Here is a 13331-nt window from a genome sequence, read left to right on the forward strand (position 1 = left end):
AACGCCTGCTAGCAAGCAGGCGTTTTAAATCTATGACATTAAGCCAAGAATTAGAAGTCGTAACGTAGACCTAGTGCTAGTTCGTCTTCAGATTTAGCTTTACCTACTTTGTCTGAATCAAGTAGGTTGAAGTTGTAAGAGATGTACGAACGGAAGTTAGGTTTGAAGAAGTAAGTTGCATCAACTGCAAAGTTATCAGCTTCATCTGCTTTATTGCCAGAATTTTTAGATTCTAGGTAGTTGTAAGTAGAAGTGAATACAGCTTGACCCATAGTGTATTTTGCTGCTAGCTCATAACCAGTTTTATCTGTTTTGCTATTTGCTGCTTTGTCTTGACCATCAACAAAAGTACCAGCGAAGTAGAAATCAGAGATAGCGTAAGACGCTGCTAGCATGTATTGATCAGAAGACGCATTCGCTGCTGTATCTTGATCTGCGTAACCCGCACCTAGCTTAACGCCAGTGTCGCCGATTGCGTAGATAGCTGATAGAGAGTAGCCATCTGCATTGTTGTCTGTGATTGCAGACGTGCTTTCTTGACGGTCAGCAAAACGGTAGCTTGCTTTAACGCCTAGATCAGCAAATTGACCTTTATAAGCAACCATGTTGTCTACGCGGTCTGCTACAGCGATTTTATACGCTGCTGAGTTGCCGTGGTAAGACATGATATCAGTAAAGTCAGTGATAACACCTAGCGCGCCGTCATTTTTACCGTAAGTTACTTCACCGAAGTTACCGCCGATACCAGCATAAGTATAACGGTTTTCTAAATCACCTTTTTGGTCAGCTTTACCGTCGTCAGCAGTAGTAAATTCACCTTCGTAGAAACCAACACCGTATAGGCTATCGTTGATCGCTACTTTACCTAGGAAGTTTAGACGTACGCGAGTTTTATCTTCCGCTTTGCCATCTTTAAGAGAAAGGCGTGCTTCTGCGCGGCCGCCCATTTCTAGAGATGTACCGTCTTGGTTGTATAGCTCACCAGCATTTACACCAGTTACTACTGCAGCAGCTGATACTGCTAAAGCAATCAGAGTTTTGTTCATCTTATTAGTCCTAATTTACTGTCCATAAATATTTTTATTTGCGACGTCTATATCGTCCTTCGAGTGCTTTTGAACATTGAGTTGCATAGGTTGGGTTTTGTAAACCTTCACTAACGTACAACCAAACGTTACTAGCATTTCGTGTTCTACTTTTTACTCTTAAGTTCCGAAATTAGTTAGTAAAATGATATAAAACAGGTTTATGAACACCGTTTTATTTTGTGTAAATAAATATCAAGTCTTTGTTTTTTATTTGGTTTATTGGTTTTTATCAACTGGTCTGAATAGTTTGTTTTTTATTTTTTTTTAGTGAAGTGGGTCGGTTTTTTGTGCAAAAACATTCGTGAAAATGAGCTTTGTGTCTGTTTTTTATCACTTTCCCCCAAACTCATTCACAGAAACCTGACAGGGGTCACGTGTGATTTAAGATGATTTAGTCACGAAGTTTGATTACACTGATTAGCAACTATGTTAATCCATGTACTACCTAACCTTTGTTGTGTTGGGTAGTTTTGTTTTGCCCAAATACGAATTTTGGCATTAGAGGTATAAAATGGAAAAAGTTCCAATGACAGTTCGTGGTGAACAATTGCTGCGCGAAGAGTTAGATAGGCTGCTAAAATTACGTCCACAAATTACCCAAGCTATTGCAACCGCACGTGAACTTGGCGACCTAAAAGAAAATGCGGAATATCACGCTGCTCGAGAAGAGCAAGGTATTTGTGAGGCTCAAATTCGTGATATTGAATATAAGCTATCTGTTGCTCAGGTGATCGATATCACTAAAATGGAAAATACAGGCAAAGTGATTTTTGGTTCAACAGTGACATTGATTGACAGTGATACTGATGAAGTGAAACGCTACCAGATTGTGGGTGAAGATGAAGCTGAGATTAAATCTGGGCGCATTTCTGTCAGCTCACCGATTGCCCGCGGTTTGATCGGTAAAATGGAAGGTGATGAGGTGATTATCGCCACTCCTGGTGGTGATAAAGATTTCGAAATCGATAAAGTTGAATACCTCTAATTCATTTCAACAACAATCAAAAAGGTCGCAGTGTGCGACCTTTTTTTGTCTGTATCCATCAGAGTCAGAGCGTCGATAACGCGACTGATTACTTACGAGGGATCTCGATTTTACGTTGCTCGGTTTGACGAAATAGTACGAGAATCTTACCAATGGTTTGTACTTTTTCTGCGCCAGTCTCACGCACGATAGCATCGATAATCAACTGCTTAGTTTCGCGATCTTCGGATGCTACTTTCACTTTGATCAGTTCGTGGTGGTTGAGGGCAATCTCGATTTCCGCTAGAACAGCCTCAGTGAGTCCATTCGCGCCCATCAGTACAACAGGTTTCAAACTGTGTGCTAGGCCTTTAAGGTGCTGCTTTTGTTTGGTGCTTAGGTTCATTATGCGGCCAATTTTATTTAATATAAGGGTTGAAAAAAGCTATTTTAACGCCATCTATCCCTGAAGACTATATTTTCTACCATACTTTCTTGGATGGAAACATTTCAGTTAGGAATCGAATGAGTAAACAGAAGCATTCGGCCAGCTCTAGTCGCTGGTTGAAAGAACATTTTGATGATAAATACGTGAATGAAGCCAAAAAGAGAGGTTATCGTTCGCGTGCTATTTTCAAAATAGAAGAGATTCAAAATAAAGATAAACTGCTTAGGCCAGGAATGACTGTTGTGGATTTAGGGGCGGCTCCCGGCGGGTGGTCTCAATATTCAGCGGGTATCGTCGGTGATAAAGGCCGAGTGATCGCGTGTGATATTTTGCCGATGGATCCTATTGTTGGCGTTGCTTTCTTACAAGGCGATTTTCGTGAAGAGGTCGTACTGGAAGCACTATTAGATCGTATACAGCCTGATATGGTTGATGTAGTGATGTCAGACATGGCACCTAACATCGCCGGAAATAATTCGGTTGATCAGCCAAGGGCAATGTATTTGGTTGAACTAGCTCTAGATATGTGTCGACAAGTTCTTACTCCAAATGGTAGTTTTGTGGTCAAGGTTTTTCAGGGAGAAGGCTTTGATGATTATGTCAAAGAAGTTCGAAACCTGTTTAAAGTCGTGAAAATAAGAAAACCAGACTCTTCGCGAGCTCGCTCAAGAGAAGTCTTTGTTGTAGCCACTGGTTACAAAGGTTAACGTTTTTGCTGTACAAGGCATAAGTTAACATATGGCTACAGGTTACAAACTGTAGTACCCTACCTTTAATTACAATTAGTTATCGCGAGGCTTACACCTTGAGTGATATGGCAAAAAATTTAATTCTGTGGCTAGTTATAGCTGTCGTTTTAATGTCGGTATTCCAGAGCTTTGGCCCTGATGATAGTAACGGCAAAGCAGTGGATTACACCACGTTCGTACAGGAAGTTGGCCAAGGCCAGATTCAAGAAGCTCAATTTAACAATAGTGAAATTTCCTTTACTCGTAGAGGCGGTGGTACTCGCTATGTAACTTACATGCCCGTGTACGATCAAAAACTGCTTGATGATTTGATTAATCAAAACGTTAAAGTACAAGGTACACCACCAGAAGAGCAAAGTTTGCTCGGGACCATTTTTATCTCTTGGTTCCCAATGATCCTACTGATCGGTGTTTGGATATTCTTCATGCGTCAAATGCAAGGTGGCGGTGGCAAAGGTGCCATGTCATTTGGTAAGAGCAAAGCTCGTATGATGAGTGAAGAGCAAATCAAAACCACGTTCGGTGATGTGGCTGGTTGTGACGAAGCGAAAGAAGATGTGAAAGAGCTTGTGGATTACTTGCGTGATCCGAGTCGCTTCCAAAAACTGGGTGGTAAAATTCCAACGGGTGTTTTGATGGTTGGTCCTCCTGGTACAGGTAAAACATTACTGGCCAAAGCAATTGCTGGTGAGGCGAAAGTACCGTTCTTCACTATATCTGGTTCTGATTTCGTTGAAATGTTTGTTGGTGTCGGTGCATCTCGTGTTCGTGACATGTTCGAGCAAGCGAAAAAGGCTTCACCTTGTATCATCTTTATTGATGAGATTGATGCGGTAGGTCGCCAACGTGGTGCTGGTGTCGGCGGTGGTCACGATGAGCGTGAGCAGACTTTAAACCAAATGTTGGTTGAAATGGATGGTTTTGAAGGCAATGAAGGCGTTATCGTCATTGCGGCAACTAACCGTCCAGACGTTTTAGACCCAGCATTGCTGCGTCCGGGGCGTTTTGACCGTCAAGTGGTGGTCGGTTTACCTGATGTTCGCGGTCGTGAACAGATCTTGAAAGTTCATATGCGCAAAGTACCTTTAGCTGGTGATGTTGAACCTTCATTGATTGCTCGCGGAACACCGGGTTTCTCTGGTGCCGATTTGGCGAACTTAGTGAACGAAGCGGCGTTATTCTCTGCTCGCGGTAACAAACGCAATGTTTCAATGGTTGAGTTTGAGTTAGCAAAAGACAAAATCATGATGGGTGCTGAACGTCGTTCGATGGTGATGTCTGAAGAAACTAAAGCATCAACAGCTTATCATGAAGCAGGACACGCCATTGTTGGTCGTTTGGTACCTGAACATGACCCTGTTTATAAAGTATCGATTATTCCACGTGGTCGAGCTTTAGGTGTAACGATGTACTTGCCTGAACAAGACAGAGTTAGCATGTCGAAGCTGCATCTTGAGTCTATGATTTCAAGCTTGTATGGCGGTCGTTTAGCGGAAGAGTTAATTTACGGCCCAGAAAACGTTTCAACTGGTGCATCAAACGATATCGAACGTGCGACAGCCATTGCTCGTAAAATGGTTACTCAATGGGGCTTTTCGGAAAAACTTGGCCCATTGTTGTATGCAGAAGATGAAGGTGAAGTCTTCTTAGGGCGCAGCGTGACTCAAACTAAGCATGTGTCTGAAGATACTGCTAAGTTGATTGATGACGAAGTTCGTAAAATTATTGACCGCAACTATGATCGTGCGCGTAAAATCCTTGAAGAAAATATGGATATCATGCATGCAATGAAAGATGCTTTGATGAAATACGAAACGATTGATGCAGGCCAAATTGATGACTTAATGGAGCGTAAAACCGAGATTCGCGAACCTGCAGGTTGGGCTGATCAAGCCAAAGCTCAAGCAGAAAAAGCGGAAGCGGAAAAAGCTCAAGAGCCAAAAGTAGAGCCAGCAGCAGAAGACGAAGTAGCCACTGAGTCCTCAGAAAAGAAAGATGCTGAGTAATCGTTAATATTCAAATTAAACCCCGAGCTTTCTCGGGGTTTTTGTGTTTTAGAGCAAAATGAAGATTCAAACCCCAACAAAGACACTTATCCTCGATCGTCCTCATGTCATGGGTATCTTGAACATGACACCGGATTCATTTTCCGATGGTGGAAAATTTAACGCGCTAGATTTGGCACTAGAGCATGCCGATAAAATGATTGCCGCAGGTGTCAGCATTATTGATATTGGAGGGGAGTCAACTCGGCCGGGGGCTCCAGAAGTGACTCTCGATGACGAATTATCTCGTGTTATTCCTATTATTAAAGCTATTCGTGCAAAGTATGACGTCTGGATTTCAATTGACACCAGTAAAGCTGAAGTGATGCGTCAGGCGGTTGAGGCTGGTGCTGACTTGATTAATGATGTTCGTGCACTGCAAGAGCCGGGGGCATTAGAGGTTGCGGCTAAAGCACAAGTGCCTGTCTGTATCATGCATATGCAAGGCCAGCCACGAACGATGCAAACCAGCCCACATTATCAAGATGTGTTAGCGGATGTTAAGCTCTTTCTAGAAGATCGAGTCGCAGCGTGCGAGCGCGCAGGGATCGCGCGTGCAAATATTATCCTCGACCCCGGTTTTGGATTTGGCAAAACCATTGAGCATAATTATTATCTGCTTGCACATCTAGACGCATTTCATCAACTAGGTTTGCCGATATTGGCTGGGATGTCTCGTAAGTCAATGATTTTTAAAATACTCAATAAAAAACCAGCTGAATGTATGGTGGCGAGCGTTACCTGCGCGGCTGTAGCTGCAATGAAAGGTGCACAGATTATTCGTGTCCATGATGTGAACGAAACCATTGAAGCAATGAAAATAGTACAAACCATTATTCAAAATAGTTAACAATAATCATTAAGGAAAAATCATGTCTGACAAAAGACGTTACTTTGGTACAGATGGTGTCCGCGGTAAAGTTGGACAGTATCCTATCACTCCCGATTTCGTATTAAAACTTGGCTGGGCGGCTGGACGTGTATTGGCAAAACAAGGCACGAAAAAAGTCATTATTGGTAAAGATACGCGTATTTCAGGTTATATGCTTGAGTCGGCTCTAGAAGCGGGCTTAGCCGCTGCAGGATTAAAGGCGATTTTTACCGGACCTATGCCGACGCCAGCTGTTGCTTACCTGACTCAAACCTTTCGTGCAGAAGCGGGGATCGTTATCTCAGCGTCGCATAACCCTTATTACGATAACGGCATCAAATTCTTCTCATCCGAAGGGACTAAATTACCTGATGAAATTGAATTGGAGATCGAAGCTGAATTGGATAAACCGATTGAGTGTGTCGAGTCTGCCGAACTTGGTAAGGCTTCACGTATGGTCGACGCTGCAGGGCGGTATATCGAGTTTTGTAAAAGTACCTTTCCATCGCAATGGAATTTATCAAAGCTGAAAATCGTCGTTGACTGTGCTCATGGTGCCACCTATCACATCGCGCCTAATGTCTTTAAGGAACTTGGCGCTGAAGTGATAGCAATGGGGGTTGAGCCAGATGGTCTGAATATTAATGACGAAGTTGGAGCAACGGATGTCCGTGCGTTGCAACAGCGCGTTGTGGCAGAAAAAGCAGATTTAGGGCTGGCATTTGATGGTGACGGCGATCGCTTAATTATGGTTGATGAGCTTGGCAATAAAGTGGATGGAGATCAAATTGCCTATATCATCGCCCGTGATGCCCTGAGACGTGGAGAATTAAAAGGTGGTGTTGTTGGAACGCTAATGACAAACCTTGGTATGGAAAACGGCTTAAAGCAGTTAGGTATCCCTTTTGTGCGAGCGGCGGTTGGTGACCGTTATGTGATGGAAAAATTGCTGGCAAAAGGTTGGAAAATTGGCGCAGAAAATTCAGGGCACATCATACTGCTAGACAAAGTGACTACGGGTGATGCGATTGTTGCGGCGTTGCAAGTTCTTGCTTCCGTTGTGGGCAGTGAAATGTCGCTCAATGAACTGGCTAAAGGCATGACGCTTTACCCGCAGGTTTTAGAAAACGTACGTTTTAGTGGTGATTCCAACCCATTAGAAGCCGAAGCGGTAAAAGCAGCTGTAGCTGCCGTAGAAGCGGAACTTGGTAGCCAAGGTCGAGTGCTCTTGCGTAAATCAGGTACTGAACCTTTATTGCGCGTGATGGTGGAAGGGGAAGATGCTGAGCTAGTAAAAAATTCAGCATTAAAGATAGCTCAAGCGGTTAAAGATAATTGCTAACCAGAAAAATAATATGAGTTAACCTAGGATTTCATGACCGTAATTCGGCTTGAAATCTTATGGTTAGCTATACACATAGGGTGTTGTTGCCCTTTTTTTAACCGCTTGAAGCATAAACTCCATTTTTTTATAAAATACTCCTTGTCAGCATGGGATGCATTCGTTAGTATTGCGTCCGCCTTCGTTGAGGAGGTCGCTAGCCTTGTTCAAGTCAGTTGATAAGAACGGCGCTGGCTCAACTATTTGGAACATAGGTGGAAGTAATGTTTACAGTTCTACTTGTGATTTACCTGTTGGCAGCGCTTGGTATCATTGGCCTAGTGTTAATTCAACAAGGTAAAGGCGCAGATATGGGAGCCTCTTTCGGTGCTGGCGCGTCAAACACTGTGTTTGGTGCTAGTGGCTCAGGAAATTTCCTAACCCGAATGACTGCAATTTTTGCAACCGTATTCTTCATTCTTAGTTTGGCATTGGGCAATTTGTCTACGCATAAAACTGAATCACAATGGATTGACCCAACTAAAGGTCAAGTGATTGAGCAAACTACGGATACAGCGAGTGACGTTCCAGTAAAATCTGGTGACGAAATCCCGCAATAACTTATCTTAGATAAGTACAAATAATTGCCGAGATGGTGAAATTGGTAGACACACTAGCATGAGGTGCTAGCGCCTTAGGTGTGAGGGTTCGAGTCCCTCTCTCGGCACCATTATTTACAAACTTGTAAATCACTTGATAGAGCGTATAATGCTCGCAAGTCGGACGCGGGGTGGAGCAGCTTGGTAGCTCGTCGGGCTCATAACCCGAAGGTCGTCGGTTCAAATCCGGCCCCCGCAACCAATTCTTTTTGGGTTTTGGATGCAAGTTTGTGCAGTGTCAACCTCACTGCAATTGAGAATTTAGATTCTCAATCATCAGGGTCCAGCAACAAAAAACCCCGACTAATCGGGGTTTTTTGTTATCTGAGTTTCTCAAGTATGAGATTTTCAGATAGTTGCTTGGAATTTAAATTGGGCTCTGTGCCCTTTTTTTGTTTCTGGAGTGGTTTAAATGACTGGTTTAGAAAGACAACTTACTGAAATGCTTGACGCTCCAGTAGCGGCATCAGGTTATGAGTTAGTTGGATTAGAATTTATTCGTGCCGGAGAGCACTCAACATTACGCATCTATATTGATCATGAAAACGGTATTAACGTTGATGATTGCGCAGAAGTGAGCCATCAAGTGAGTGCTGTGCTCGATGTTGAAGATCCAATTTCTGTGGCTTACAACCTAGAAGTTTCTTCACCAGGTTTAGAGAGACCACTTTTTAAAGCAGCGCATTATGAACAGTTTATTGGTCACGAAGTCAGCATCGTTTTGAAAATGGGTGTCGGCAACCGCCGCAAATGGAAAGGAATTATCCATTCTATTGATGGCGAAACCGTTGCAATTAGCGTTGATGGGAAAGAAGAACTATTTGCGCTAAGCAATATTTCTAAAGCTAACCTGATCCCTAAATTTTAGTTCTCCTAGAGAAAAGAGCTTAAGAGGCTAGATTAAATGAGTAAAGAAATTTTAGCGGTAGTTGAGGCGGTTTCGAACGAGAAGGCCGTACCTCGTGAGCGTATTTTTGAGGCGCTTGAAACTGCGCTTGCCACATCAACAAAGAAGAAACATGAAATTGAAGTCGATGTACGTGTTGCTATCGACCGTAAAACGGGTGAGTTTGAAACTTTTCGCCGTTGGTTAATCGTTGAAAATGTTGAACATCCAACAAAAGAAATTTCATACGATGCAGCTAAATACGACGACGAAACAGCTGAACTTGGTCAATATATTGAAGATCAAATTGAATCAGTGACCTTTGACCGTATTACAACACAAACAGCAAAACAAGTGATCGTACAAAAAGTGCGTGAAGCTGAACGTGCGCAAATCGTCGAACAGTTTATTGATAACGAAGGTGAGTTGGTTACTGGCGTTGTTAAGAAAGTAAACCGTGATTCGGTTATTCTGGATTTAGGTAATAACGCTGAAGCGGTTATTTTACGTGATGACCAGCTACCGCGTGAAAACTTTCGTCCAGGTGACCGAGTTCGTGGTCTGCTATATGCTGTACGCCCTGAAGCGCGCGGATTCCAACTCTTCATTACTCGTTCAAAACCAGAAATGCTCGCTGAGCTATTCCGTGTAGAAGTGCCAGAAATCGGTGAAGAGCTGATTGAATTGAAAGCCGCGGCTCGTGATCCGGGTTCGCGTGCGAAAATTGCAGTCAAAACCAATGACAAACGCATTGACCCTGTGGGCGCGTGTGTCGGTATGCGTGGAGCACGTGTTCAAGCCGTATCGAGTGAGCTCGGCGGTGAGCGCATTGATATCGTTCTTTGGGATGATAACCCAGCTCAATTTGTTATCAATGCAATGGCACCAGCAGATGTTGCATCGATCATCATGGATGAAGATACGCATTCAATTGATATTGCTGTTGAAGCGGATAACCTAGCGCAAGCAATCGGTCGTAATGGTCAAAACGTACGTCTCGCTTCTCAACTGACTGGTTGGGAATTGAATGTTATGACGGTTGCTGATCTACAGAAAAAACATCAAGAAGAATCGATGGCTTCTATTGAAAACTTTATGAAGTACCTCGATATCGAGCAAGACTTCGCTGAGTTATTGGTTGAAGAAGGCTTCTCAACGCTTGAAGAAGTGGCTTATGTGCCAGTTGCTGAGCTACTTGAAGTTGACGGCCTAGATGAAGATATCATCGAAGCATTGCGTACTCGCGCGAAGAATGCGTTGACCACGATTGCGCTAGCACAAGAAGAGTCTTTTGAAGGGCTAGAGCCAGCAGAAGATCTGCTCGCACTAGAAGGTTTAGAGCGTGAAATGGCCTTTAAACTCGCAGCGAAAGGCATAGTCACATTAGAAGATCTTGCTGACCAAGGTATTGATGACCTCGAAAATATTGAAGGTTTAACAGAAGAGCGTGCAGGTCAATTGATCATGGCAGCGCGCAATATTTGTTGGTTTAGCGAAGAAGAATAATTCTCAGCAAGGGGAGAGAGCGGCATGACACAACTTACAGTTAAAGCACTGAGTGAAGAAATTGGTACGCCAGTTGACCGCTTGTTAGAACAACTTGCTGATGCAGGCATGAACAAAACGAGTTCTGATAACGTTTCTGATGATGAAAAGCATAAGCTACTGTCACATCTTAGAAAAGAGCACGGTGATACCACTGGTGACTCAGAGCCGACTCGTTTGACGTTGCAGCGAAAAACACGCAGCACATTGAGCGTCAATGCCGGCGGCGGCAAAAGTAAGAATGTTCAAGTTGAAGTGCGTAAAAAACGTACCTACGTTAAGCGCAGTGCAGTAGACGATGAAGCAGCACGTGAAGCGGAAGAAGCCGCGCAACGTGAAGCACAAGAATTAGCAGCGCGTGAAGCACAAGCAAAAGCAGAGCGCGAAGCCGAAGAAAAAGCAAAGCGTGAAGCCGAAGAAAAAGCGAAGCGTGAGGCACAAGAGAAAGCGAAGGTTGAAGCACAAACGAATGCAACAGCTAACGCGGATGAGAAAGCAAAACGTTCTGCAGTGAAACCAGAACTTTCTGCTGAAAATAAAATGAAGCAAGAAGCAGCGCGAAAAGAAGCCGAAGAGCTTAAACGTCGTCAAGAAGCCGAAGCATTACGTAAAGCTGAAGAGGAAAGTCAGCGCCAGCTAGAAATAGCACGTGAATTGGCTGAGAAGAATAAAGAGCGTTGGTCTGCTGAAGAAGAGAAAAAGGGTAGTATGGAAGAAAATACAGATTACCATGTTACGACTTCAACGTATGCACGTGAAGCCGAAGATGAAGCAGATCGCCGTGAAGAAGGTGCTAGCCGTAAATCTACGAAAGCTAATAAGAGCAAAATCTCATCTCAGGATGATAAGCAAGAGCGCGGTACGCGCCGAGGCAAAGCTCGTAAAGGTCGTATGGCTAAACCTGCATCGATGCAACATGGTTTTGATAAAACAGCGGTTGTCGCTAAGCAAGATGTTGTGATCGGTGAAACGATTGTTCTTTCTGAACTGGCAAACAAAATGTCAGTGAAAGCAACTGAAGTTATCAAAGTGATGATGAAGATGGGCGCAATGGCAACCATCAACCAAGTGATCGACCAAGAAACCGCGCAATTAGTCGCTGAAGAAATGGGTCATAAAGTTCTCATCCGCAAAGAGAATGAACTGGAAGAAGCGATCCTTTCTGACCGTGATAACAAGTTTGAAGCAGTACCTCGTGCGCCAGTTGTGACCATCATGGGTCACGTTGATCACGGTAAGACATCAACACTTGATTACATCCGTCGCACACACGTTGCATCAGGCGAGGCCGGTGGTATTACTCAGCACATTGGTGCTTACCACGTTGAAACACCAAACGGTATGATCACCTTCCTTGATACTCCTGGACACGCTGCGTTTACTTCAATGCGTGCTCGTGGTGCTCAAGCGACAGATATCGTTGTATTGGTTGTTGCAGCAGATGATGGCGTAATGCCACAAACGGTTGAAGCGATTCAACATGCGAAAGCAGCGAATGTGCCACTTATCGTTGCAGTAAACAAAATCGATAAAGATGGCGCGAACCCAGATGGCGTGAAAAATGAGCTTGCTCAACACAACATCATTCCTGAAGAGTGGGGCGGTGAGAACATGTTTGTTCACATCTCTGCGAAACAGGGAACCAATATTGAAGGTCTACTAGAAGCTATCCTACTTCAAGCTGAAGTTCTTGAGCTTCATGCTGTTAAAGATGGTATGGCGTCTGGTGTGGTGGTTGAATCTCGTCTTGATAAAGGCCGTGGCCCTGTAGCAACCGTTCTTGTTCAATCAGGAACACTACGCAAAGGCGACATCGTACTGTGTGGTCAAGAATATGGCCGTGTTCGTGCGATGCGCGACGAAACTGGTAACGAAGTTACGGAAGCGGGCCCATCAATTCCTGTTGAAATTCTAGGTTTGTCTGGTGTTCCAGCTGCCGGTGATGAAGCAACAGTGGTACGTGATGAGCGTAAAGCACGTGAAGTGGCAAATTATCGTCAAGGTAAATTCCGTGATGTGAAGCTTGCACGTCAGCAGAAATCTAAGCTTGAAAACATGTTCTCTAACATGACAGCGGGCGAAGTGGCTGAACTGAACGTGGTACTAAAAGCAGACGTTCAAGGTTCGGTTGAAGCCATTGCTGATTCACTGCGTAACCTTTCAACTGATGAAGTGAAAGTGAACATCGTGGGTTCTGGTGTGGGTGGTATCACAGAAACTGACGCAGTACTTGCAGCAGCTTCTAACGCTATCGTACTTGGCTTTAACGTTCGTGCTGATGCATCAGCTCGTCGTACTATCGAATCTGAAAACTTAGACCTACGTTACTACTCAATCATTTATCAATTGATTGATGAAGTAAAAGCGGCCATGAGCGGCATGCTAGCACCAGAGTTTAAGCAAGAGATCATTGGTCTTGCTCAGGTTCGTGAAGTATTTAAATCACCTAAACTAGGTGCAGTTGCTGGTTGTATGGTGACTGAAGGCGTTATCAAACGTAATAGCCCTATCCGTGTTCTACGTGATAACGTGGTTATCTACGAAGGTGAGCTTGAATCGCTACGTCGCTTTAAAGATGACGTGCAAGAAGTGAAGAATGGCTACGAATGTGGTATCGGCGTTAAGAACTACAATGATGTTCGCGTTGGTGACCAAATCGAAGTCTTCGAAACAGTGGAAATTAAACGTACACTGGATTAATTGACTGACGTTGCTGTATTGAAATAGACAGTAATCGGTTGTTGAATACACCATG

General features: G+C 43.8%; 11 protein-coding genes and 2 tRNA genes. 11 read left to right on the forward strand and 2 right to left on the reverse strand.

Annotated features, from left to right (window positions below; genetic code table 11):
• Window positions 1-50 precede the first annotated feature (50 nt).
• The gene (gene ompU / locus AACV20_RS07510) at window positions 51-1046 is read right to left on the reverse strand and encodes a porin OmpU (RefSeq protein WP_017049782.1); all 996 of its coding nucleotides are present in this window, start codon (window positions 1044-1046) and stop codon (window positions 51-53) included.
• Window positions 1047-1599: 553 nt separating this feature from the next.
• On the opposite strand from ompU, the gene greA reads away from it, so the two are divergent.
• Entirely contained in the window at window positions 1600-2073 is a 474-nt protein-coding gene (gene greA / locus AACV20_RS07515; RefSeq protein WP_013857625.1) for a transcription elongation factor GreA, read from the forward strand.
• A gap of 88 nt (window positions 2074-2161) precedes the next feature.
• On the opposite strand, the gene yhbY is transcribed toward greA, so the two are convergent.
• The gene (yhbY, locus tag AACV20_RS07520; protein WP_010318529.1) at window positions 2162-2458 is read right to left on the reverse strand and encodes a ribosome assembly RNA-binding protein YhbY; all 297 of its coding nucleotides are present in this window, start codon (window positions 2456-2458) and stop codon (window positions 2162-2164) included.
• A gap of 119 nt (window positions 2459-2577) precedes the next feature.
• Here yhbY and rlmE point away from each other — a divergent pair, with 119 nt between their 5' ends.
• The 10 genes from rlmE (at window position 2578) to infB (ending at window position 13276) form a co-directional block, all read left to right on the forward strand.
• Window positions 2578-3207, forward strand: a complete 630-nt coding sequence (rlmE, locus tag AACV20_RS07525) for a 23S rRNA (uridine(2552)-2'-O)-methyltransferase RlmE (RefSeq protein WP_170907061.1) — start codon at window positions 2578-2580, stop codon at window positions 3205-3207.
• 98 nt (window positions 3208-3305) lie between these two features.
• Entirely contained in the window at window positions 3306-5255 is a 1950-nt protein-coding gene (ftsH, locus tag AACV20_RS07530) for an ATP-dependent zinc metalloprotease FtsH (RefSeq protein ID WP_170907062.1), read from the forward strand.
• Between the two features lie 58 nt (window positions 5256-5313).
• A complete protein-coding gene (gene folP / locus AACV20_RS07535) occupies window positions 5314-6144 on the forward strand; it encodes a dihydropteroate synthase (RefSeq protein WP_170907063.1) in 831 nt (276 codons plus the stop codon).
• Window positions 6145-6166: 22 nt separating this feature from the next.
• The gene (glmM, locus tag AACV20_RS07540; RefSeq protein ID WP_017045391.1) at window positions 6167-7507 is read left to right on the forward strand and encodes a phosphoglucosamine mutase; all 1341 of its coding nucleotides are present in this window, start codon (window positions 6167-6169) and stop codon (window positions 7505-7507) included.
• A gap of 263 nt (window positions 7508-7770) precedes the next feature.
• Window positions 7771-8106: a preprotein translocase subunit SecG gene (secG, locus tag AACV20_RS07545; RefSeq protein WP_010318534.1), complete on the forward strand. Its 336-nt coding sequence runs from the start codon at window positions 7771-7773 to the stop codon at window positions 8104-8106.
• 26 nt (window positions 8107-8132) lie between these two features.
• Window positions 8133-8216, forward strand: a tRNA-Leu gene (locus AACV20_RS07550).
• 54 nt (window positions 8217-8270) lie between these two features.
• A tRNA-Met gene (locus AACV20_RS07555) sits at window positions 8271-8347 on the forward strand.
• 210 nt (window positions 8348-8557) lie between these two features.
• Window positions 8558-9013 carry a ribosome maturation factor RimP gene (rimP, locus tag AACV20_RS07560; protein ID WP_013857619.1) on the forward strand — a complete coding sequence of 152 codons (456 nt, stop codon included), beginning with the start codon at window positions 8558-8560 and terminating at the stop codon, window positions 9011-9013.
• Between the two features lie 36 nt (window positions 9014-9049).
• Window positions 9050-10537, forward strand: coding sequence for a transcription termination factor NusA (gene nusA / locus AACV20_RS07565; protein WP_013857618.1), 1488 nt, complete (start codon window positions 9050-9052; stop codon window positions 10535-10537).
• Window positions 10538-10561: 24 nt separating this feature from the next.
• On the forward strand, window positions 10562-13276 hold the full coding sequence (gene infB / locus AACV20_RS07570) for a translation initiation factor IF-2 (RefSeq protein ID WP_105977485.1): 2715 nt from the start codon (window positions 10562-10564) through the stop codon (window positions 13274-13276).
• Window positions 13277-13331 lie beyond the last annotated feature (55 nt).

The sequence above is a fragment of the Vibrio sp. B4-6 genome, assembly GCF_963888245.1.
GTDB classification, from domain to species: domain Bacteria; phylum Pseudomonadota; class Gammaproteobacteria; order Enterobacterales; family Vibrionaceae; genus Vibrio; species Vibrio anguillarum.